18 protein-coding genes are annotated in these 22,245 nt (G+C 50.8%); 5 read left to right on the top strand and 13 right to left on the bottom strand.

All coding sequences use genetic code 11. The annotated features are described in order from the left end of the window. Window positions 1-218 precede the first annotated feature (218 nt). From BN6628_RS05855 to BN6628_RS05840, 4 genes are all read right to left on the bottom strand, one after another. Complete coding sequence (locus tag BN6628_RS05855) at window positions 219-1,121, bottom strand: histidine phosphatase family protein (protein WP_068615484.1); 903 nt, start codon at window positions 1,119-1,121, stop codon at window positions 219-221. Further along, window positions 1,118-2,080: an adenosylcobinamide-phosphate synthase CbiB gene (gene cbiB, locus BN6628_RS05850; protein WP_068615482.1), complete on the bottom strand. Its 963-nt coding sequence runs from the start codon at window positions 2,078-2,080 to the stop codon at window positions 1,118-1,120. Before cbiB ends, BN6628_RS05855 begins: the two co-directional genes overlap by 4 nt. Next, complete coding sequence (locus BN6628_RS05845) at window positions 2,077-2,733, bottom strand: adenosylcobinamide amidohydrolase (RefSeq protein ID WP_262363164.1); 657 nt, start codon at window positions 2,731-2,733, stop codon at window positions 2,077-2,079. The genes cbiB and BN6628_RS05845 overlap by 4 nt, the downstream gene beginning before the upstream one ends. A gap of 306 nt (window positions 2,734-3,039) precedes the next feature. After that, a complete protein-coding gene (locus BN6628_RS05840; protein ID WP_068615478.1) occupies window positions 3,040-4,131 on the bottom strand; it encodes a pyridoxal phosphate-dependent aminotransferase in 1,092 nt (363 codons plus the stop codon). Between the two features lie 391 nt (window positions 4,132-4,522). On the opposite strand from BN6628_RS05840, the gene BN6628_RS05835 reads away from it, so the two are divergent. From BN6628_RS05835 to BN6628_RS05825, 3 genes are read left to right on the top strand one after another with little or no spacing between them, the layout of a single operon-like run. Continuing rightward, window positions 4,523-5,524, top strand: a complete 1,002-nt coding sequence (locus BN6628_RS05835) for a lipoate--protein ligase (RefSeq protein ID WP_068615476.1) — start codon at window positions 4,523-4,525, stop codon at window positions 5,522-5,524. 12 nt (window positions 5,525-5,536) lie between these two features. Beyond that, window positions 5,537-6,490: a DMT family transporter gene (locus BN6628_RS05830; RefSeq protein ID WP_068615474.1), complete on the top strand. Its 954-nt coding sequence runs from the start codon at window positions 5,537-5,539 to the stop codon at window positions 6,488-6,490. A gap of 43 nt (window positions 6,491-6,533) precedes the next feature. Beyond that, the gene (locus BN6628_RS05825) at window positions 6,534-7,340 is read left to right on the top strand and encodes a Cof-type HAD-IIB family hydrolase (RefSeq protein WP_068615472.1); all 807 of its coding nucleotides are present in this window, start codon (window positions 6,534-6,536) and stop codon (window positions 7,338-7,340) included. Between the two features lie 31 nt (window positions 7,341-7,371). Here the strand turns inward: BN6628_RS05825 and BN6628_RS05820 are convergent, their stop codons facing one another. The 3 genes from BN6628_RS05820 to BN6628_RS05810 form a co-directional block, all read right to left on the bottom strand. Continuing rightward, window positions 7,372-8,166 (bottom strand): MBL fold metallo-hydrolase, encoded by a 795-nt coding sequence (locus tag BN6628_RS05820; protein WP_068615470.1) that lies wholly within the window; start codon window positions 8,164-8,166, stop codon window positions 7,372-7,374. 315 nt (window positions 8,167-8,481) lie between these two features. Further along, on the bottom strand, window positions 8,482-11,133 hold the full coding sequence (locus tag BN6628_RS05815; RefSeq protein ID WP_068615468.1) for an Ig-like domain repeat protein: 2,652 nt from the start codon (window positions 11,131-11,133) through the stop codon (window positions 8,482-8,484). Between the two features lie 339 nt (window positions 11,134-11,472). Further along, on the bottom strand, window positions 11,473-12,537 hold the full coding sequence (locus tag BN6628_RS05810) for a sulfate/molybdate ABC transporter ATP-binding protein (protein WP_068615466.1): 1,065 nt from the start codon (window positions 12,535-12,537) through the stop codon (window positions 11,473-11,475). An 837-nt stretch (window positions 12,538-13,374) separates the two neighbouring features. Between BN6628_RS05810 and BN6628_RS05800 the strand changes: the two genes are divergently transcribed. Further along, window positions 13,375-13,776 carry a secondary thiamine-phosphate synthase enzyme YjbQ gene (locus tag BN6628_RS05800; protein WP_068615462.1) on the top strand — a complete coding sequence of 134 codons (402 nt, stop codon included), beginning with the start codon at window positions 13,375-13,377 and terminating at the stop codon, window positions 13,774-13,776. 240 nt (window positions 13,777-14,016) lie between these two features. Here the strand turns inward: BN6628_RS05800 and BN6628_RS05795 are convergent, their stop codons facing one another. The 4 genes from BN6628_RS05795 to BN6628_RS05780 all read right to left on the bottom strand — a co-directional run bounded on the left by BN6628_RS05795 (window position 14,017) and on the right by BN6628_RS05780 (window position 17,384). Further along, window positions 14,017-14,595, bottom strand: coding sequence for a hypothetical protein (locus tag BN6628_RS05795; RefSeq protein WP_068615460.1), 579 nt, complete (start codon window positions 14,593-14,595; stop codon window positions 14,017-14,019). A 113-nt stretch (window positions 14,596-14,708) separates the two neighbouring features. Continuing rightward, a complete protein-coding gene (locus BN6628_RS05790) occupies window positions 14,709-15,290 on the bottom strand; it encodes a TetR/AcrR family transcriptional regulator (protein WP_068615458.1) in 582 nt (193 codons plus the stop codon). Window positions 15,291-15,295: 5 nt separating this feature from the next. Further along, window positions 15,296-15,928, bottom strand: coding sequence for a YigZ family protein (locus tag BN6628_RS05785; RefSeq protein ID WP_068615456.1), 633 nt, complete (start codon window positions 15,926-15,928; stop codon window positions 15,296-15,298). A gap of 100 nt (window positions 15,929-16,028) precedes the next feature. Continuing rightward, window positions 16,029-17,384, bottom strand: coding sequence for a glucose-6-phosphate isomerase (locus BN6628_RS05780; RefSeq protein ID WP_068615454.1), 1,356 nt, complete (start codon window positions 17,382-17,384; stop codon window positions 16,029-16,031). 176 nt (window positions 17,385-17,560) lie between these two features. Here BN6628_RS05780 and BN6628_RS05775 point away from each other — a divergent pair, with 176 nt between their 5' ends. After that, window positions 17,561-18,457 (top strand): NAD(P)-dependent oxidoreductase, encoded by an 897-nt coding sequence (locus BN6628_RS05775; RefSeq protein ID WP_068615452.1) that lies wholly within the window; start codon window positions 17,561-17,563, stop codon window positions 18,455-18,457. 1,359 nt (window positions 18,458-19,816) lie between these two features. Here BN6628_RS05775 and ppnP read toward each other — a convergent pair. Together ppnP and tkt are read right to left on the bottom strand one after the other, a co-directional pair. Further along, window positions 19,817-20,128, bottom strand: coding sequence for a pyrimidine/purine nucleoside phosphorylase (gene ppnP, locus BN6628_RS05770; RefSeq protein ID WP_068615450.1), 312 nt, complete (start codon window positions 20,126-20,128; stop codon window positions 19,817-19,819). A 38-nt stretch (window positions 20,129-20,166) separates the two neighbouring features. Further along, window positions 20,167-22,203, bottom strand: a complete 2,037-nt coding sequence (tkt, locus tag BN6628_RS05765; RefSeq protein WP_068615448.1) for a transketolase — start codon at window positions 22,201-22,203, stop codon at window positions 20,167-20,169. Window positions 22,204-22,245 lie beyond the last annotated feature (42 nt).

Genomic DNA, 22,245 nt, shown 5'->3' with positions numbered 1-22,245 from the left:
GGAAGTCACTCTGAATAAACAGAGACCACGTTCCCGAGTTAGCTTTAAGTCTCCAGCTGCGTCCGAAGCCTGACAACATGCCCGGTCCCCAGATTTCCATCCCAGAATCCGGTTCCTGGCATCAGCAGCGTGCGCATCAGACGGATTACACCGCCGTGGGTCACAACTAACACTCTAGCTTTTGGTACAGACTCATCCTGGCTGGGCTTATTTCCTGGTTAGCTGTAAGTCTCCAGCTGCGTCCGAAGCCTGACAACATCCCCGGTCCCCAGATTTCCATCCCAAAATCCGGTTCCCGGCATCAGCAGTGTGCGCATCAGGCGGATTACACCGCCGTGGGTCACAACTAATACTCTAGCTTTTGGTACAGACTCATCCTGGCTGGGCTTATTTCCTGAATACGTATCTGAGGACTGCACACTTCCCCGGCGTGTTGAGTTCGCCATCGTTAGACCTGGCTCGGTTCCTCTAGTTGTATCAGGGTCAAGTTCATTACCAGTACCAGGGCCAGTAGCAGTACCAGGGCCAGTACCAATATCAATATCAGTATCAGCACCAGCAGCAGTTACAGTGTCAGTAACAGCTATAGTGTTTGTGTCCGCGTCCGTGTCTGTTACAATTTTAGTTTCAGTGTCAGGGCCAGTTCCGTCAGCTCTATGAGCTGCCTCCCGCAGGTCTGCCGCACAAACCAGTTCTTCCGTTAGTGCAGCAATGTCCCGGCATGCCGAGGATACCCTGGCATAGAACTGGTTCCATGATTCACCGCCAGGAGGCGTGTGCCGATCCGGTGCATCCAGCCAGCTTCGATACAGCGGTAGATCCTTCAACTGCTCATAAGTCTTGCCTTCCCACAGCCCAAAGTCCATCTCCCGCAGCCGCGCATCGTACCTGGCAATCGAAATTAAATCAGGACGCACCCGAATCAGGGTCTCCTGGCAGCGTACAAGGTCGCTGCAGAAGACGGCTTCATACGCCTCATCGGCCAGCTCTTTGGCCGTCAGCTCCAGCTCCGCTTTACTCCCTGGGAGCAGCTCTAAATCCGTAGAACCCAGATAACGCTGTTCTGCGTTCCAACGCGTGCGGCCATGACGCACCAGCACCCATTCCACCAATGACGTCACATCCAGCCTCCTTCCACCAAGGCAAGCACAATAGCAGCGGCAAGCACGCTGACGTTTGACACCCACATCAGCATGGCAGCCGTCTTCGGGATATCATCCGGGGCGAGCTCACGGGTCTTGTCTCCCATGTAGGCACGGAATGAGCTTACTCCATGATAAACATTCTCCCCGCCCAGCCGCACGCCAAGCGAGCCGGCCACCGCCGACTCGGGATAACCGCTGTTCGGACTGGGATGTGCCGAGGCATCCCGTCGTACTGTGCGGTACGCCCGCCCAGCATCCAGCTTCATTGCCCATGCCGATACGATCAGCAGCAGGGCTGTGAGCCTGGCGGGGATATAATTAGCAACATCATCCAGCCGGGCTGAAGCCCACCCAAGATGAATATATTTGTCGTTCTTGTACCCGACCATGGAATCGAGTGTATTCACGGCCCGGTAGGCCATCGCCAGTGGAGCGCCGCCGATAGCGGCATAGAAGAGCGGGGATATAACGCCATCTACGATGTTCTCGGCTACGGTCTCCACAGCTCCCCGTACAATATCGGGGGAGTCCAGATGTGCGGTATCCCGGCCGACAATCATGCCGAGCGACCGGCGGGCTGCCGGAAGATCGCCCTCCTTAAGGCAGCGGTACACCTCCATGCCCGCGTCCTTCAGGCCTTTCGCGGCGACCGTTGTCGCGATCAGCCACACTTCCGCGGCAGCGGCCAGCCACGGACTGATCTTGGCCAACAGCCAGATCAGTCCCCAGGTCAGCGCGAAGGCGCCTCCCGCGACGAGCAGCGGCAGCAGCACGCCCGCCGCCTTGAAGCGGCGCGGCTGTACATGGCGGCGGATGGCCGCCTCGATCCGCGTAATAGCCCGTCCCATCCCTACAACGGGATGGGGAATGGACCGCGGATCGCCAACCAGCCGGTCGACCACATAGGCGGCCGGCAGCACCCACCAGGCGCTCACCGCCGGACTCCCGCGGCGGCAAGCGCCTCCTGCACCGCACCGTAGACGAGGCAGCCGATCCGGCCGCCGATGTTCGTTGCGGTGCCTGCGTACGGGTGCAGCAGCCCGTACGCGGGGGACTGGCTGACGCCGAGTATAACGGCGTCAGTGGTGGTGCCCGTTGCCGGAAGGCCGTTCTCGGCATCGGCAACGCCCAGGTCGGCGAGGGCGGCCGCCTTCGCCTCTGTGGCTGTGATGATCGCGTTCACCATCGCGGCCGGTGTCATCCGGCCGTCCACTGCGATCATCAGGTTGATCGTTCCCGGGACATAGTCCGCCGGGAACGTGGTGCGCGGCGAACCCGCACGGGCGCCGTTGGACACGCCCGCCGTGGCGCACACAAGCACGGAGGCCTCGTCGTGCTTCTCCTCAGCCACCGCTGCATGCTGGAGCCGGACGGCCGTCAACAGTCCGGCCGTCCCCTCCAGCGGGTAACCCCACGTCTGGAGCAGCGCTCTGATATCGCGCTCCGGATCGTCGCAGCGGTAGAACCGGTCAACATAAATGTTGACCATGCGCTGCAAGCGGACCATCCCTCCTCCGTAAACGGCGCTGGCCAGCGCATCCGCCTCCTCAGGCAGATGCAGGGCGAGATGCCGTTCCCCTCGGGACAATCTTAGTCCGGGGTATGCGGTGGATTCATATACAGCGCCGGATGAATCTGTATGTATAAATGGCGTACTCATTGTTCCCCTCCATGTTTGCTTACTGTAACATTTCCGAAGCAAATTTTTTTACAGATTGCATTCTGTTTCTGTGAATCCTCAAATTGTCCTACCTGCAGAGCTTCTCCATTCGCTGAATGGGATAAATCTGTTTCTTCACGCCATTTCCATCGAAATGACGGAGATTAAGTGTACGTACGATTCACCCATTCAGGACGCTACTCATCTTCGCTTAAGTTCAAGCTTGTCGCACTGTCAGGCTTCGCCTTGAAGCACCCCGCCAAGATGATGCAGCAGCTGCTCATTATCCTGCCGGCTCTTGACCGCAACCCGGATATCTCCTGCTTCAAGTCCCGGATACATCGCACAGCTGCGGACCAGGATTCCCCGCTGTCCCAGCGCATCCTGCATCCGTCCGGCTGTCCAACCAAAGGGCAGACGGACAAGAAGAAAGTTAGCCTCTCCCGGCCAGGTTCGGCAGCCCAGCTTATTCAGCTCCCCGAGCAAGTATTGACGCTCCTTAGCAATAAGGGACATCGTAGCCTGTTCATACTCTTTTCCACTGGTTATCGCCAGTTCTCCTGCAGTGAGTGCGAGCTGATTGACACTCCAAGTCACCTGCTTGCCGCTGATCTTACGGATCAGTTCGGGATGGGCGACCCCGTATCCGAGCCTGAGCCCGGGGATGGCATAAAATTTGGTCATCGACCGGACTAGAATAAGCCTCGGATACTTCCCGATTTCCGGAAGCAGCGTCGCCCTTGCTTCAGGCTCTATGAAATCGATAAAAGCCTCATCCACCACCAGATAAGTCCCTTCCCGTTCTGCCACATCAGCGAACCTGCGGACCAGCTGGATACAGTATTGAACCCCGTTCGGATTATTGGGCTGCCCCAGGAAGACCAGATCCGATCTGCGGATCAGCTGCTCCATTTCGAGCGGATCAGCGTGAAACTGATGGTCCGCACTCCCTGTCACCGATTCAATACTGGCCCCGAACTGTGCGGCAAGAGCCGCATATTCCGAGAAGCAGGGCACCACAATGCCCACCGTCTTGGGCTGAATGGCAAGAAGAAGCAGCGCCATTGTCTCGGCCGCGCCATTGCCAATAGACAGCCAATCCTCATCCAGGTTGAGCCGGTCTGCCAGTTTAGTCTTGAATCCACGATGACCCGGATCGGGATAACGCACTATCGAGCCAAGCTCAGCCATGAGACCCTCTATTAGCCCGGGCGGTGGACCAAGCGGGTTAATGTTGCTGCTGAAATCCGTGAACTCGTCCAGTTTTCTGCCATATTTTACAGCAGCGGTCTCCAGATCGCCCCCGTGTCCGTATACCTCAAGCATGCTCCAACCTCCAACTTTTCCAAATTTGCAAGTCGTATCTGATCCGCTATATAAAATGAACTTTAGGATGTACCGATTTCAGCGGAGAGGACAAGTGATGCTGAAGAAGCGGAGTGTCCGCCTTTGTCTTTCGAAATGCCTCTACTTGGATATCTAGTTCAAGCATTTCGGAGACCACAGGGGTCGTAAGAACACTCGGCCTCGCAGCGCCCCTAAAGGGTAACCTTCATAAGTTCATTTTATATAGTGTGAGTTGATCCCATTATGCCGCGAGCCTTCTTCCCCCGTCAATAAGTGCCAAAATCCTTTGGTTTCCCACATAATTGCGTTACAATAAGAAAGTAAGTAACAAGAAATATTTATTAGATCAGATATGGAGGACAAGAGAGCGATGCTGTTCATTGATAATCAAGGCATTACCGATGCCGCAATCAACCTCGCTATTGAGGAGTACGCCCTCAGGCACCTGCCTGCGGACGAGACTTACCTGCTGTTCTATATTAATGCGCCATCCGTCATTATTGGCAAACACCAGAACACGATTGAGGAGATCAACGCAGAGTATATCCGGGACAACGGGGTAAAAGTGGTTCGCCGGCTCTCAGGCGGAGGGGCGGTTTATCACGACCTCGGCAACCTTAATTTCAGCTTTATTACGAAGGACGACGGTCAGTCCTTCCATAATTTCCGCAAATTTACCCAGCCAGTGGTCGAGGCCCTTCACCAGCTTGGTGTTAAGGCTGAACTGACCGGCCGCAACGACCTTCAGGTCGGCGAGCAGAAAATTTCCGGCAACGCACAGTTCTCAACCCGGGGCCGGATGTTCAGCCACGGCACGCTGATGTTCGATCTGAACCTGGATCACGTTCAGGCCTCTCTGCATGCGAACCCGGAGAAATTTAAGTCCAAGAGCACCAAGTCGGTTCGCAGCCGGGTTGCCAATATATCTGACTTCCTGGACAAGAAAATTACGATTGAGGAATTCCGCTCCGAGCTTCTTCGCCATATCTTTGATATGGAAGTGGACCAGGTTCCCCGGTATGAGCTTACCGAAGAGGATTGGAAGAAGATCCATGAAATTTCCAAAGAGCGTTACCAGAACTGGGACTGGAACTACGGACTATCCCCTGAAAGCAACGTGAAGCACGCCAAGAAATTCCCGGCGGGCATTATCGATCTGCGCATGGACATTAAGGACGGCAAGATTGAGGAAATTAAAATTTACGGTGATTTCTTCGGTGTAGGTGATGTGGCGGATATCGAGAACAAGCTGCGGGGTCTGCGGTACGAAGAGAATGAAGTTCGCGAGGCTTTGGCTGATGTGGACATCAAACATTATTTCGGCAATGTTGAGCTAGGGGACTTCGTCGGTCTGGTCTTCCTGGAAGAATAGGCGGCACAGGTTATGCTAAAACGTTCACAGTGGGCTGATTTAAGCCTCCTGCTGGTCGCGTTCATGTGGGGCTGTACCTTCCTGATTGTCCAATCGGCAGTTGGGGCTCTTCCGCCGCTCGCTTTCAATGCGGTCCGGTTCATCGGGGCTGCTGTTCTGCTGGTCTTGATCACACTCGTATTTTACCGGAAGCAGTGGCGACAGACCTCTTGGAAAATGCTGCTTCACGGTTCTATTCTAGGCATATTTCTGTTTGGCGGGTATGCCTTCCAGACGATCGGCCTGCTGTATACCACCACCTCCAATGCCGGATTTATCACCGGATTGTCCGTAGTGATCGTTCCGTTCCTGGCAGCACTGCTGCTGAGACACAGATTGTCGAGAATAAGTCTGATCAGCGCGCTTCTGGCGGCAGCCGGCCTGTACCTGCTAACCTTCTCGGGAGGCGGATTCACGCTTAACCGCGGGGACAGTCTCGTTCTGCTCTGTGCTTTTGCCTTTGCGCTTCACATCAGTTTTACGGGGATCTATGCCCCGCGCTACCCTGCACTGCCGCTGGCTGCTGTACAAATGGCGGTAACCGGTCTGCTCAGCCTGGTCTTCTCCCTCTTCACCGAGAATCTGGGGCCGCTCAGCCAGCTGAGCGATATGATCATGCAGCCTGAAGTGCTAATTGCGCTGCTGGTGTCCATTGGGCCGACAAGCGCCTTTGCTTTTTGGATTCAGACAGTAAGCCAGCAGCACACCACCCCGTCAAGGGTAGCAGTCATCTTCGCAACTGAGCCGGTATTCGCCGCTCTGACCGGTGTTCTGTTCGCCGGTGAGCACTTAGGATGGTCCGCGGTGCTGGGCTGTGTTTGTATTTTGACCGGAATGATTGCTTCTGAGTTACAGCCTGGGACGCCGTCTCCCCAGCCCGATACCCCAGATACATGCATCACAGACAATAAAGAGATCAGCGCATAATCTTAACAGGACAACAAGCGCTGTTATAAGGAGAGAAAATCATATGCCTAACTACAAACTGATTGCTATTGATATCGACGATACGCTGATTAATGACGACAAGGAAGTAACCCCAGGAACCCAGAAAGCGCTGGAGGACGCCGTAGCGGCAGGTGTAGTTGTCACCTTGGCCACCGGACGGGCTTACGCTTCAGCCCACAAAATTGCCCGCCAGACCGGGCTTAATGTGCCTATTATCACGTATCAAGGCGCACTCGTGAAGAATCTGATGGATGAGAAAGTCCTGTATGAGCGCTACATGCCCGTGGATGCGGCACGTAAGCTTTTTCAATATTGTATCCAGCACAATCTTCATCTGCAGACTTACATCGATGATAAGCTGTACGCCCGTGAGCTGAATCAGAAACTGATTGATTATACCGAACTCAACAAAACCGAGTATCACATTGAGCCTGACTTCGAGAAGCTGGTTTCCCAGCCTACTCCGAAAATGCTGATTATCGACGATCCGGATTATCTGGACGAGCTGATCCCTATATTCCGTGAGCTGCTGGGAGATGGCGTTCATATCACGAAATCCAAACCATATTTCCTCGAATTCATGCACAAAGAGGGCACCAAGGGGGCCGCTTTGACTTTCCTCGCTGAACATTTTGGATGTGACCTGTCTGAGACTATCGCAATCGGGGACTCCTGGAATGACCATGAAATGCTGGAGGCCGCCGGTCTCGGCGTGGCTATGGGGAACGCCATAGCACCGCTGAAGGAGCTTGCAGATTACGTAACAGCCACCAATAACGAAGATGGGGTTAAAGAAGTGATTGAGAAGTTCGTGCTTGCGAACCAGTAATAATATCGTGCTTAATTGCAAAATGGCTGGCCTATTTCTCCAATAGGACAGCCATTTCTGTATGAGCGAGCCGGACATGCTTGGGAAGCCCGTAATCCCGCTCTATATCAATATCATGCGACATATGGGTAAATACCGTCTGTTTAGGCTTTAGGTCCGAAAGAAGCTCAAGTGCTTCTGTCATATCATAAACCGAACGGGTATGAAACGGAGCTTCTTCTTTATAGAAGCTTGTTCCAAGAACCAGAAGATCCAGTCCCCGCATCAGGATCTTATCCTCTGGCGGAAGTGCGATCGCATCCGAACAGTAACACCAGCTAAGCCCATTCTTCTCCAGTCGGTAAGCATAGGAGTAGCCGTTCTTCCCGTGGAACACCTTCCAGCCTTGGATACGCCATCCGGCAAGTGTAAGTCCATCATCAATTTCATGGAAATCAACATGTCCTCCAAGCCAAGGATACTGTCTCAAAATAAGCTCTATCACTTCACGGGGCGCATACAGCTGCCCTCTGTATTCCAGCCATCTACAAGCATCCGTCCACTCCGGCAGACCGCCAATATGATCAAAGTGAGCGTGCGTGATGACAATATGCCGGACAAAGCGCAGCTTCCGCTGCTCCATTTGAGTCCGCCAATCCGGACCGCAGTCTATCAGAAAGGACTCTTCACCGGCATCCACTAAGACTGAGGAACGATAACGTCTGTTCGCACCCGCTGCCCTTGCCTCCTCACAGACCGCACATTCACAGTACACCCGGGGTACTCCCATAGCGTCGCCGGTTCCCCAAAATTTAAGCTGATCTCCCACAATCCCCGCTCCTCTCATCTACCATCTATCATCTATCATCTTTCATCTATATCCGTTGACATCATCCGCTTATTTCACTGCTCGCACCCGCTTATTAAATCACTGTTTCTAATTATAGTCCACATAGGAAAACACAACAAGAAAGCTTCCTAAGCACGGCATGACATCATGTCCAAGAATATTCCAATACGTTCAACATAGGTCCCTTCCGATTCTGTAAGCGATATGTAACTGGACTCTCAAATGTACTGATAGAGAAGTATATATGAGTACAAGGCACAAAAAGGCACCCCGAATAATATCGGGGTGCCCTCTTATATTGCCGATACTGATCTACAACAGTTCAAGCATCGTTTTGATTTTGGAGTTAAGCTGGAGCGTGTTCAGGATCAGCTGTAATGCATCAGCTCTCGCAGCAGTTCCGTACGGATTCAGCTTGCCATCCCCGCTGCCTTTAATAATTCCCGCTTCAGCGGCCATTTGAATCGGGTCAGTGTTCGCTCCATCCCCGCTATGTGCCGCTCCTTGCAGGTTTACAATCCTTGACAAGATCACAACCATTTCTTCACGGGTGATTGCGTTATTCGGCTTGAAGGTTCCATCACCACTACCATTAATGATACCGGCCTGTGTAAAATCTATGATAGCATCTTCCGCCCAATGTCCCTTCACATCCTTCAGTGCAACCTGCTTCGTCCCTCCTACATCGAATATACGGGAGAGGATGGCAACGAACTCGCCCCGGGACATGTTTTGGTTCGGTCTGATTGTCTTGTCCTCATAGCCTTTAATAATGTTCAGCTTCGTGAAAATATCGATCGTTTGCTCGGCCCAATGATTTTTAATGTCAACAGGCTTGAATGCAGACCCTTGATTTTTCAGAGCCGCATTGACTTTGGATTCCAGTGCCTCTGTGACACTAAAACCGGGATTGAACACATCTTTCTTGAAAATCTCCTCACCCGGTACCGGAACAGGTGTCGGTGCTGGCGTTGGTACCGGTGTTGGTGTTGGCACTGGCGATGGAATCGGTGTCGGTGTTGGCGCCGGAGCCGGTGTTGGTGTCGGTGTAGGGTCCGGCGTTGGCGTCGGTACCGGATCTGGTGTCGGCGTTGGTGTTGGCGATCCACCCTCGCCTACAACATGGATATATGGTTTAGAAGTTGTACTGGCACCAAACAATGTATCGCCGCTGTATTCAGCGGTCAATGGGTGATCTCCCACCGTGAGATCGCTGGTGGAATAATCAACAAACGTATATCCATTTGAAATCCCAAGCGGCTTCACCGGAAGCTCGGCCAGCTTCGTTGTTCCATCCTTAATAATAACCGTCCCGTGCACATCTCCAGAAGTACTCGGATTGGAAGCGATCTTCACCCTAATCTCTACCTTTTGGCCAGGTTTGGACGAATTGGGAGAACTCGTGACCGTAGTTACCGTCGGTCTTAGTTGAGGTGTGTTATCCACCACCTTCACATTAACGTGCTGCACTACCGCTGCGGATGTGCTGCCATCGTATTTCAGATCCCCGCCGTAAACGGCTGTAATCGTGTGGTCGCCGGCACTCAGGCTGCTTGTAGAGTAGCTGGCAATACCCGAAGCATTCAGTTCCGTCTCATTCAGCAGTTTGTCTCCCTCTTTGAATTGCACATTTCCTGACGGGATTCCGTCCACTTCTGTTCCTGTAACCGTAGCGGTAAACGTAACCTGCTGGTTCTCTGTTGACGGATTTGCAGAGCTGGCCAAAGTAATACTGCTGTTTAACAGCTCATGCGGGTTATACTTCATCAGCGATAATTTACCCATCTCCGCATAATCCATAAAAGCAACGAACGGGGTACCGTTGTTATCAATTGCGAGTGAAGTATCTTCAACATGAGCTGGCGCAAATCCCGGCTTGCCCACAGTTTCCCATGCTGTACCGTTGTACTTCATAACGGTAGCTTTGTTATCAGCATCGGCAAAATCCGAATAAGCCGCATAAGGCGTGTCGCCATTAAACGCAAAGGATAGCGAGGCTGTCTCTCCCGTGGAGAAACCGGGCTGACCTACACTCTCCCATTCTGTACCGTTGAACTTTATAAGAGTTGCCTTACCATAGCCTTGCGGGTTGGCATAGGCTCCGTCTGAATACATGACATAAGGTATACCGTCTTTAATACGTAAATTAATGGCTCCCTTATTCCCTGTACCAGCCATACCTGCAGTAAAGCCTTCCGCTCCGAGGGGTTTCCATATATTGTTATCTTCATCATACTTCATAACCGTTAATTTGCCATCATGAGCAAGATCCGAGTATGCCACATAGGGTATGCCATGATCAACAGCAATCGCAGGGGGGACGGTTATGGAACCCGCGGAGAAGCCACCATTGCCTACTTCAACCCAGTCGTCTCCTTCGAGCTTCTTTACAGTAGCTTTGTTTTCTCTGGAATTCGAAAAATCACCTAGTAAAATATAGGGAGTGCCCTTATCAACAGCCATCTGCGCGTAACTACCTTCAAACGCAGGTCCCAGACTCTCCCATGTCGTTCCGTTGAACTTTTTCACTACCTTTTTATATTGGTTGTGTTGATCTACATACATAATATACGGCGTGCCGTGATCCAGAACCATTTTGACAATAGAAGACCGGTTGCTTGAAATCGAATCGTTGCCTAGTTCCTCCCACTGCCCATTAACAAGCTTCGCTACCGTAACCAAGCCCGTATCTAAATTATCAAAAGCAACATACGGTATACCGCCTATAGTATTACTCAGGTCACCAGTTGATGCATCATTGTCAGTATCTAACGTATCGTCTGTAGATACTGTATTGTCAATAGCCAGCGTGATGTAGTCCCCTTTGTTAACTGTGCTGGCACCGACTTTCTCCCACCCAGTACCCACAATAGCCGCACTTACATGCAGTGGGTTGGCCACCGTGAATAATAGTACTATTAAAGAAAGAACAACAATTGAAACCGACTTCATTACACTTCTCATATAATCCTCCCACTTATGTCTATCTTGATGTGTTCATGATGCTCCAGACTGCTGCTGACAGTAACCTTCCTTAAGTAGATGATTATACGCTCATGTTGAAATTGCCCCTTTTGTAGGTAAGATGCCTTATACCATTTTTATATCGGAATTCTAGTAATATATTGTTAGCTAATAAAACATCTTCACATAAAAAGAAAAAGTGATTTGATCCACGTGATAATCCTATAGTTATCCTACTGAAAAATACAAAAAACCGAAGACTTAATCTTCGGTTATAGTTGTAATATTCTTTTAGCAGAGCATGAATCATGCCGCATTTTCACCCAGGACTTATTAATCCTAAATAATCACCGTCAGTGGATCCAGCTTAAAGCGGTTCTCGGCCACCCAGCTCGTATGCTGATTATACAAATATGCCCGGTGAACCAGCACCCGGACCTCTTGTCCGGTATGCAGCGTCTCCTTCTCCAAAGAGCGGTACGTAATAAGCCGATGCCCGCCTACCTCCACCTCGACCAGCCACTGGCTGCCCCGGAAGTGCAGATGCTTCACAACACCGCTGTCTGTAGCGGACAGCACCTGGAATTCATGCTCGGTGCCTACCTCGATATATTCGGGTCGGATAAGCGCCTTCGTATCCCCGTCCTTGGCCGCTTCATCAAACCCCTTCAGCTCGGCAGCGTTCTCCACCAGGGTAGATTCGCCAATAAACTTCGCCACGAACGGAGTCGAAGGCTCCTTATAGATGTCCCACGGCGTACCCTTCTGTTCCAGCTTGCCTTGGCTGATAATCATGATCTCGTCCGCAACTTCAATAGCCTCATCCTGGTCATGCGTAACAAAGATCGAGGTAATTCCCACACGCTCAATGAGCTCCCGCAGCCACGCGCGCAGCTCCTGACGGATCTTGGCGTCAATGGCCGCAAACGGTTCATCCAGCAGCAGCAGCTGAGGCTCAGGGGCAAGCGCCCGGGCAAAAGCCACACGCTGCCTCTGCCCACCAGAGAGCTGGTGCGGATAGCGCTGCTCAAAGCCTTTCAGCCCGGTTAGCTCCACCAATTCCATCACTCTATTGCGGATTGCTTCCTTACCTGCCTTCTTAACCTTCAAGCCGAAGGCAATATTATCAAATACCGTCATATGCTTAAATAAGGCATAGTTCTGGAATACAAAACCGATGCCGCGTTCCTGGGGAGTCAACCGGTTAACCTGTTTCCCATGGAACAGAATCTCACCCGAATCGGGATTCTCAAGCCCCGCAAGCATCCGGAGAATTGAGGTTTTACCGCCCCCGCTGGGGCCCAGCAGACCGATTAACTGGCCCTTCTCAATATTAAAGCTTACATCCTTAACCGCATGAAAAGACCCGAAGTGTTTATCCAAATGCTTGACTTCCACATGCATGAGTGGCTCACATCCCTTCCTTACTTGGCATTGGCTTTAGATTATATCTATCTAGAGACTTAATTGATCGCTGAATTCTCATCAAATTACTTGGTTTTATGCTTAGCCTTAACTTTACCAAACATCCGCTTACATCGTCAATCGTTTCATTTCAATGTCTGCACAAATATTTATTTATCCTCTTAGAAGAGTTTTAGTTTTTTTGCAAAAAAATATGAAAACATGTTTAAACCTAGCAAGTTTTTGTTAATGATAGAAGAGAAAGTTACTAATGGCTCTTGCATATTTTATTTTTAACGACATATTGCCGGATATGACATTCATACAGTAAAATTAGACTAGAACTTATTACCCATACTACCTGCAAGGAATGATGAACATGGAACTTTTAACAAGCAATTGTCCTAAATGCGGGTCTGTATATCGAAAAAATGTCCGGAACTTGTGCCCTTCCTGCACAGCAAAGCTGGATGCCGAACTCTCGCTTTGTCTGGACCTGCTCTGGAAATACCCGTCTTGTTCCACCGAGGAATTAATTCAACATTCGAACATAAATAAATCCGTCATTATTCAGTTCATTAAGGAAGGAAAGCTTCCTAAGAGCTATCGTAATCTTACTTATCCGTGCGAATGCTGCGGCGCTTCCATCCGTTACAACCGCTTATGCAGCAGCTGCTCCGTCACCTTCAAGGAAGCAGCCGTGCAGCTAAGCCCGAAATTTGTTCTGACACCCGGTACAGGCTTTATGATGAACCGGATATGATCTAAATCTTACAGCTTGCGAGAAGCCTTACGGCTTCTTTTTTCATACCATCCCTACGAAAGGCGGTATTAACTATGCTTAAAACATTGGAATTAAGTACAGTCCGGCGTGATGAAATGAGGGATATTACCCGGGAGGTCAGTGCCGTGGTGAGCGAAAGCGCCGTACGACAAGGAATTGCCATCATTTATTGTCCCCACACTACAGCAGGAATCGCCATTAATGAGAATGCCGACCCGGATGTGAAGCATGATGTGTTAATGAGGATGGATGAGGTATACCCTTGGGAGCATCCTAAATACCGGCATGCTGAAGGCAATACGGCCTCGCACTTAAAGTCCATTACCGCAGGCCCTTCCCAGACGGTGATTATTCACGAGGGGAGGCTGCTTCTGGGAAGATGGCAGGGGATTTACTTCTGTGAGTTCGACGGGCCAAGGCACCGTCAGTTCTATGTAAAGATCTGCGAAGGGTAAATTCTTCCGAGTATGAAACATAAATTGCCCCCAAGACGGCTCTTAAGCATGGAGCTTCTGGGGGTGCTTTTATATGGTATTTTTCTTAATGCTGACTTCCTTCTTAAAATTCTTGCTCACCAAACCGCTCGATAATGGCTTTTTCAACAAGGTCTTCAACTTCCCCGCCGTGACTATAGCTTGCATAGTGATTACGAAGCAAATCAACCCGATCTATATTTTTACATAACGAAGCAGCTTCTACTTGCTTGCTAAGAATACTGTATGTAGCAATAGCCTTGAGTTCGTTGTCACTGAAATAGGTTCGAAACGCCGCTTCATATCCTCTGATCTCCATAGTATCTGCGTGTTTGGTAATGAGCTCCAGGGTAGTGGAAACCAAATTAATATAAGGTATGAACCAATAAGCGGCGCCGAGAAGAAATTCATCATATTCTTCATCCGGCTCCGTCTCTCTTCTTCGTGTGTAAAATACATATAAGCAGCATCAATCACGACATTTAACGCAGATTCGTGTGATCCGGATTGCTGGATCTTCTCGATCCGACTCATGAACTGGGAAAATTGCCGATCAAATCCAGCCTCGTTGCTAGATTGAATGGTGAAATAGATCGTAGCAATGGACACCAGCAGGACAAAAGCAGTGAAAAGCACATTTAAAGCCCCAAATGTATCCCCAAAAGTTCCACTGCTACCCCAGTCGCCAAAAAAACTGTAGGCCAGAATACCATATATGACAATGAGAAATAAGAAGATTAAACCTAGAATGAGAAAGGTTTTACCGATGAGTTTCTTTTTATCCAAGTACGTAATTTTCATTAGCTATCTACCTCTTTTTAAGTTCAAACACAAAACTATGATGATTCACAGCTAGAATGAGTCAATTAGGTAAAGTGGGAAAGCAAAAATAAATACGTCAATGTGACGCTGCATTAAATACTATGACTTAGCATTTTGACATGAGCAATGGCAGCTGGCTGTACATCTTCAAAAGCAAGATGATCCTGAATGTAGAATGAGATAAATCCATGGAGCCCCAAGAACATACTCAAAGGGACAGACGTATGCCGGGCGAGCGGATGATCCTCCTCTGTCATATACTTGATTACAATGGAAGAGAAGCGTTCAAAGCATTTGGACTGCTCGGCGCGGCAGTAAGATAGAATCTCCTCGTCCCGCAGCATAAACATAATTTCATACTGATGTGGATGCTCCAATCCAAACTTAATGAATTCCAACATAAGCTGTTCTACTTTGGTTAGCCCCTCAATCCCGGGACTGCTCATAACCTGGCGGAACAACAAATCCACATGATTAAAGTCCTGAACAACAATCGCATAAAATAATTCGGCTTTCTCCTTGAAATGGTAATACAGCGAACCATGGCTGTACCCCAGATGCTGTCCGATGCTGCGCATCGAAATAGCGCGGTATCCCTTCGTAATGAACAGATGCCTGGCGGCATCCATAATCCTCTCCCTCGACAACTCCTGTTCCACAGCTCTTCTTGCCATTCGCATTATTCCCCTTCGATAAAGTAAATCCTCTCACCTTCTGTTATAACGGATTGCCCCTGGGTCAGATCCGTCATCCAAGCGGTGAAACCTTCCGCCTCCGGCTCCTCAGGCAGGCACAATAAAGTGACCTTATCCGCGAATGAGGACTGCCCGGTACGGATAGCACGATTTCTCAGCTCGTTCTCAATCTTGCCAAGCCACGTATAATCGACTTCCACGTACACTTCCCGGTGAAGAACCCGGGTAATCGGCTGTCCCGCTTCGATAGCTGCAACAGCTCCATCCGTATACGCGCGAATCAGCCCCCCAGCCCCGAGCATAATTCCGCCAAAATAACGTGTAACCACTATAGCGACATTCTTCAGGCCTTGATTACGGATGACCTCAAGGATTGGCTTGCCAGCTGTTCCGCTTGGTTCCCCGTCATCAGACTGCTTCTGAATTTCATCCCGCTCGCCAATCATATAAGCCGAGCAGTTATGGGTCGCATTCCAATGTTCTTTTTTGATACGTTCAATAAATGCTATAGCTTCCTGCTCTGTCTCAACGGGCATAACATGACCAATAAATCTTGATTTCTTAATAGCAATTTCTTTGTTCCCGGATTCCCGGACTGTTCGGTAACGATCTAACATAACTCAACCTTCCAGACTTAAAATGATGTGCCAAGAGCAGTCCGGCCAAGTGGCGAACTGCTCCTAGTGCACATATAACCCTATGTGGGGATGTAACTGTTTATTCGGAGAGCCTTGCTTCCAGCTCGGCTTTCTCTTTCTCATAACCTGGTTTGCCTAGAAGAGCAAACATGTTCTTCTTATAAGCCTCAACGCCCGGCTGGTCAAACGGGTTAACGCCCAGCAGGTATCCGCTGATTCCGCAGGCTTTCTCGAAGAAATACACGAGATAACCGAAGGAGTAAGGCGAGAAGTCAGGTACGTTCACGATCAGGTTTGGCACCTGTCCGTCCGTATGCGCAAGCAGGGTGCCTTGGAACGCCTTTTTATTTACAAAATCCAGCGTCTTGCCAGTCAGGAAGTTCAATCCGTCGAGGTCATCCGGATCAGACTCGATCGTAATGTGATGATCCACATCTGTTACCTGGATTACAGTTTCAAAAATGTTACGGTTCCCCTCTTGGATAAACTGCCCCATGGAGTGCAGATCAGTAGAGAAGTCAACGGAAGCTGGGAAGATTCCTTTGTAGTCCTTACCTTCACTTTCCCCATACAGCTGCTTCCACCACTCGGATACGAAATGCAGGGAAGGCTCGTAGTTCACCAGGATCTCGGTCACTTTGCCTTTGCGGTACAAGGCATTACGAACTGCAGCATACTGGTAGCTGGCATTCTCAGCCAGGTTCGGGTTGCTGAATTCTTTGGATGCGTCTGCAGCACCTTGAAGAATCTGCTCTACGTCAATACCCGCAGCAGCAATCGGCAGAAGACCTACCGCTGTAAGTACGGAGTAACGGCCACCGACATCATCAGGAATCACAAAAGTCTCGTAGCCTTCCTCGTCAGCCAGCTTCTTCAGAGCGCCTTTGGCACGGTCTGTTGTAGCATAAATGCGCTTGCGCGCTTCTTCCTTGCCGTACTTCTTCTCCAGTGCAGCACGGAAGATGCGGAAGGCGATAGCCGGTTCCGTAGTCGTACCGGATTTGGAAATGACGTTAACAGAGAAATCCTTGCCTTCGATCAGATCCAGCAGGTGAGTCACATACGTGGAGCTGATGTTGTTGCCCGCAAAGAAAATCTGCGGAGTCTTACGCTTGTCCTGCGGCAGCGTGTTATAGAACGAATGGGACAAGGCTTCGATTGCAGCACGCGCTCCCAAATAAGAACCGCCGATGCCGATAACGATCAGCACTTCAGAGTCATTCTGAATTTTGCTGGCCGCTTTGCGGATGCGGGCGAACTCTTCTTTGTCATATTCAGTCGGCAGGTTGATCCAGCCCAGGAAATCTGAACCGGCACCTGTTCCTTTATGTAACTGTTCATGAGCCAGACGAACAGGCTCAGCCAAATTGTCAATCTCGTGTTGACCAACGAACGTAAGGGCTTTACTGTAATCAAAAGTTACTTTTTTTGACATGACGAAAACAACCTCCCGTATATTTGTGTATGGGTTAAACCGCCTATCCAAGAAACAACTTAAACCTAGAATACTGTATAATCCCAGTCAAAACAAGGGCACATTGTACACTGCCCCCCTGCTGCGTGTTAAAATAGTAGCGGTACAACAATTCGACAATAGAAGGTGAATGTTTCATGAAGAAAATTGGCTTTATCGGTCTGGGCACAATGGGTACGCCTATGGTCTCCAATCTTTTGAAAAAAGGGTACCCAGTTACCGTATATAACCGCACTGCCTCCAAAGCTGAAGATTTGGTGAAGGAAGGCGCGAAAGCTGTCTCCACCCCGCGCGAGGCCGCCGAGAACAACGATGTCGTGATTACCATGGTCAGCGATGACAACTCAATCGTGGACGTCTATGAAGGCGAGCAGGGGCTTCTTAAAGGCCTTCATCAAGGCAGCGTGGTCATTGACTGCAGCACCATCTCCCCATCCTTGTCCAAGAAGCTGGCCGGTCAAATTGGCGAGCTGGGGGGTTCCTTCCTGGATGCGCCAGTAACCGGAAGCTCTCCGGCGGCAGTGAGCGGAACGCTGGTGTTCATGGTTGGTGGCCCGGCTGATGTGCTTAAGGCAGTGATGGACATCTTCGATACCCTGGGCAAAAAAGTGCTGCATATGGGCGACAACGGCACCGGCTCCGTAGCGAAGCTGGCCCATAACACCATGGTCGGCATCAACAACCTGGCTTTGGCCGAAGGCTTCGCCATCGCTTCCAAGTCCGGTCTCCCGGCGGACGCGTTCCTGGAACTGGTTCAACTCGGCTCTGCGGGCAGCAAGGCCGCCGAACTGAAGGGCCAGAAAATCATTGACCATGATTTCAGCAACCAGTTCTCCCTGCAGCTCATGCTGAAGGACCTGAAACTCGCTTCGTCCCTGACCGATGGCGCCTCCATCCCTTCCCCGATGCTCAACCTGGCCAAGAGCTTGTTCCAGGCCGGTCAGACCCAGGGCTACGGCGAGGAGGACCTCTCCGCCGTCGTGAAGATCTATGAGACTTGGATCGGCCAGACCATCGCCGGCAAGAAGCTGTAAGGCAGGGGATAAAGCCAACGACCAATTCTTAGGGAGTTAATACTAGAAGAGTGAGCCATATTATCTTGGCCCTCTTCTTTTTTTATATCCGCATATCCCGCTAGGGACAGCGCCTCCAAGCCAGGACATTCTCAGTACAATCGAAGCCGCTCTTTGCGCTAGTCTTTATTCTGTAATGAAACCCCACCCAACTGAAAGCGGGTCCCGCAGGGACAGCAAGCGTTCCTTAGTCTCTACCAGCTAAGTTCCGCCTGTCTACCACCTATCGCCCCCTTTCGGGTGTCCAGAGGGCAAAGCCCTTGGGACCCTCCCTTCCAGGGAAGATTTGGGTGGGTCCCCCCCAAGCGCATCCCGCAGGGACAGCGCCTCCCAGCCAGGACAATCTCAGTACAATCGAAGCCGCTCATTGCGCTAGTCTTATTCTGTAACCAGACCCCACCCAACTGAAAGCGGGTCCCGCAGGGACGACAAGCGATCCTTAGTCTCTACCTGCTAAGTTCCGCCTGTCTACCACCTATTGCCCCCTTTCGGGTGTCCAGAGGGCAAAGCCATTGGGACCCCCCCTTCCAGGGAGGGTTTGGGTGGGTCCCCCCAACGACAACAAGCGGCTTCTAGTACCAAACATTCTCAGTACAATCGAAGCCGCTCTTTGCGCTAGTCTTTATTCCGTAACGAAACCCCACCCAACTGAAAGCGGGTCCCGCAGGGACGGCAAGCGTTCCTTAGTCTCTACCAGCTAAGTTCCGCCTGTCTACCACCTATCGCCCCCTTTCGGGTGTCCAGAGGGCAAAGCCCTTGGGGCCCTCCTTTCTAGGGAGGGTTTGGGTGGGTCCTCCCAACAACAACAAGCGGCTTCTAGTACCAAACATTCTCAGTACAATCGAAGCCGCTCATTGCGCTAGTCTTTATTCTGTAACCAAACCCCACCCAACTGAAAGCGGGTCCCGCAGGGACGACAAGCGATCCTTAGTCTCTACCTGCTAAGTTCCGCCTGTCTACCACCTATCGCCCCCTTTCGGGTGTCCAGAGGGCAAAGCCCTTGGGGCCCTCCCTTCTAGGGAGGGTTTGGGTGGGTCCCCCCAACGACAACAAGCGGCTTCTAGTACCAAACAATCTCAGTACAATCGAAGCCGCTCATTGCGCTTGTCTTTATTCTGTAACCTGACCCAACCCAATTGAAAGCGGGTCCCGCAGGGACGGCAAGCGTTCCTTAGCCTATCCCCAGCTAAGTTCCGCCTGTCTACCACCTATCGCCCCCTTTCGGGGTGTCCAGAGGGCAAAGCCCTTGGGGCCCTCCCTTCTAGGGAGGGTTTGGGTGGGTTTAAGAAAGGTTGGGTGGGTCATTATCTCACTTTCTCATTATCTATACGAACACACGTAATCCGTAACTTTCGTCACTTCAAGCTTGAACTTGCGACCGGCGGGAACCGTGAACTCGCCCTGACCGTTGATTTCTCTCCACTCGGTCTCATCCGGGAGAAGAACCTTCAGATCCCCGGATTGAATCTGCATAACCTCTTCCGTATCTGTGCCAAATTCGTAGGAGCCTGGCAGCATGATCCCCAAGGTGATCTTGCTTCCGTCCTCCAGATATACAGACCGGCTTGTAACTTTTCCATCAAAATAAATATTGGCAGCTAGATCTACGGTAACATTTTTGAATTGCGGCATCGTGGTCCGTTTCCCCTTTTCGGTCGATTTTCGCTAGATTACAGCTGAGCTTTTACGTGTTTTACAACGTTCTCAACGGTGAAGCCATACTCAGCAATCACTTTGTCCCCAGGTGCGGATGCGCCGAAGGTGTGGATGCCGATAACGGAACCTTTCTCACCTACATAACGCTCCCAACCGAATGGATGAGCCATTTCAATGGCAACGCGGGCTTTAACATCCGGAAGAATAACAGAATCCTTGTAAGCCTGATCCTGCTTGTCGAACAGATCCCAGCTTGGCAAGCTGATGACGCGCACTTCAATGCCTTCTTCGGCCAGAGCGGCTTGAGCTTTAACTGCAAGCTGTACCTCAGAACCCGTAGCGATAAGCTGTGCGACCGGCTTGCCGTTCTTAGCATCGGATACCACATAACCACCGCGCTTCACGCCTTCGCGTGCTAGCTCAGCTGTATTTTCAAGGATAGGAAGGTTCTGACGTGTAAGCACAAGCGCAACCGGATTGTTCTTGTTCTCTACAGTATAAGCCCATGCAGCGGAAGTCTCGTTGCCATCGGCAGGACGAATTACCGTCAGATTAGGGATGATGCGGATCGAAGCAAGCTGCTCGATTGGTTCATGCGTAGGACCATCCTCACCAACCGCAATACTGTCATGAGTAAGCACATAAGTAACCGGCAGACCCATGATCGCAGCCAGACGGACAGCTGGACGCAGGTAATCGGTAAATACGAAGAATGTACCTCCAAAAATCTTCAGTCCACCGTGCAGAGCGATCCCGTTCATAGCTGCAGCCATACCAAACTCACGAACGCCGAAGTATACGTTACGGCCATCGTAGCTGTTCGGAGTGAGAACAGGAAGGCCTTTAAGGTGGGTCATCGTGGAGCTCTCAAGGTCAGCGGAGCCGCCCAGAAGCTGTGGAACCCCTTTGACTAGACCATTAAGTGCGTTACCAGAAGCTACGCGGGTCGAAAGAGCCTTGTCTTCAGACGAATATTTAGGAAGCTCAGCATCCCAGCCAGATGGAAGCTCGCCAGCAATAGCCTTCTCGAATTGTGCAGCCAGTTCAGGGAATTCCGCTTTGTATTTGGCGAACTGCTCGTCCCAAGCCTTGTTCGCTTCAATACCGCGTTTCTTCACTTCTGCAAAATGCTGACGCACCTCTTCTGGTACATAGAAGTCTTCTTCGTAAACCCATTTGTAGAATTCCTTGGTCAGTTTGGTCTCTTCAGCACCCAGTGGAGAACCATGGGTACCGCCGTGGCCGCCTTTACCTTGTTTGTTAGGGCTTCCGTAACCAATAACGGTCTTAACTTCAATCAGGGTAGGACGCGATGTATCCTTTTTCCCTTCTTCAATTGCAGCAGCAATAGCACTCAGATCATTACCGTCCTTAACCAGCAGAGTCTGCCAGCCATAGGCATCAAAGCGTTGTCTCACATTCTCGGAGAAGCTTAAGCTCGTCTCTCCATCCAGAGAAATATCATTGGAGTCGTACAGGAAGATCAATTTGCCCAGCTTCAGATGTCCTGCAAGAGAGGCTGCCTCGGCGGAAACGCCCTCCATCAGGTCACCGTCACCGCAAATGCCGTAAGTATAGTGATCAACCACTTTGAAATCTCCGCGGTTGTAAGTTGCAGCTAGATGCTCTTCAGCAAGAGCCATACCTACGGCCATGGCAATCCCTTGTCCAAGCGGCCCGGTAGTAGCGTCAACACCAGCTGTATGTCCGAACTCAGGGTGACCAGGAGTCTTACTTCCCCACTGGCGGAACTGCTTAAGATCGTCCAAAGACAGATCGTAACCGCTCAGGTGCAGCAAGCTGTACAGAAGCATCGAACCGTGCCCTGCAGACAGCACAAAACGGTCGCGGTTAATCCATGTCGGATGGTCAGGGTTGTGATTCATAGTTTTGGCAAACAGCTGATAGCCCATAGGAGCGGATCCCATCGGCATTCCCGGGTGACCGGAGTTTGCTTTCTCAATTGCATCGATTGACAGCGTACGGATTGTGGCAATTGACAAGTTATCGATTACGTTGTTGTCAGAAATTTCTTTGATTTCATCAGACATTGCTTTGTTTCCTCCTCAAGGGTCTGTAAATAGTTTGATAAA

The organism is Paenibacillus tuaregi, from assembly GCF_900086655.1.
In the GTDB taxonomy this organism is placed as follows: domain Bacteria; phylum Bacillota; class Bacilli; order Paenibacillales; family Paenibacillaceae; genus Fontibacillus; species Fontibacillus tuaregi.
This window is presented reverse-complemented; position numbering and strand designations above follow the sequence as displayed.

Excerpts from the sequence above, each read along its gene's own strand:
- BN6628_RS05820 (WP_068615470.1), bottom strand. The coding sequence starts at position 8,166 with ATGAGAGGAGCGGGGATTGTGGGAGATCAGCTTAAATTTTGGGGAACC.
- BN6628_RS05780 (WP_068615454.1), bottom strand. The coding sequence starts at position 17,384 with ATGTCAAAAAAAGTAACTTTTGATTACAGTAAAGCCCTTACGTTCGTT.
- ppnP (WP_068615450.1), bottom strand. The coding sequence starts at position 20,128 with ATGCCGCAATTCAAAAATGTTACCGTAGATCTAGCTGCCAATATTTAT.
- BN6628_RS05810 (WP_068615466.1), bottom strand. The coding sequence starts at position 12,537 with ATGCATGTGGAAGTCAAGCATTTGGATAAACACTTCGGGTCTTTTCAT.
- BN6628_RS05825 (WP_068615472.1), top strand. The coding sequence starts at position 6,534 with ATGCCTAACTACAAACTGATTGCTATTGATATCGACGATACGCTGATT.
- BN6628_RS05775 (WP_068615452.1), top strand. The coding sequence starts at position 17,561 with ATGAAGAAAATTGGCTTTATCGGTCTGGGCACAATGGGTACGCCTATG.
- BN6628_RS05840 (WP_068615478.1), bottom strand. The coding sequence starts at position 4,131 with ATGCTTGAGGTATACGGACACGGGGGCGATCTGGAGACCGCTGCTGTA.
- BN6628_RS05795 (WP_068615460.1), bottom strand. The coding sequence starts at position 14,595 with ATGAAAATTACGTACTTGGATAAAAAGAAACTCATCGGTAAAACCTTT.
- BN6628_RS05830 (WP_068615474.1), top strand. The coding sequence starts at position 5,537 with ATGCTAAAACGTTCACAGTGGGCTGATTTAAGCCTCCTGCTGGTCGCG.
- BN6628_RS05785 (WP_068615456.1), bottom strand. The coding sequence starts at position 15,928 with ATGTTAGATCGTTACCGAACAGTCCGGGAATCCGGGAACAAAGAAATT.
- BN6628_RS05800 (WP_068615462.1), top strand. The coding sequence starts at position 13,375 with ATGCTTAAAACATTGGAATTAAGTACAGTCCGGCGTGATGAAATGAGG.
- tkt (WP_068615448.1), bottom strand. The coding sequence starts at position 22,203 with ATGTCTGATGAAATCAAAGAAATTTCTGACAACAACGTAATCGATAAC.
- BN6628_RS05815 (WP_068615468.1), bottom strand. The coding sequence starts at position 11,133 with ATGAGAAGTGTAATGAAGTCGGTTTCAATTGTTGTTCTTTCTTTAATA.
- BN6628_RS05835 (WP_068615476.1), top strand. The coding sequence starts at position 4,523 with ATGCTGTTCATTGATAATCAAGGCATTACCGATGCCGCAATCAACCTC.
- BN6628_RS05790 (WP_068615458.1), bottom strand. The coding sequence starts at position 15,290 with ATGGCAAGAAGAGCTGTGGAACAGGAGTTGTCGAGGGAGAGGATTATG.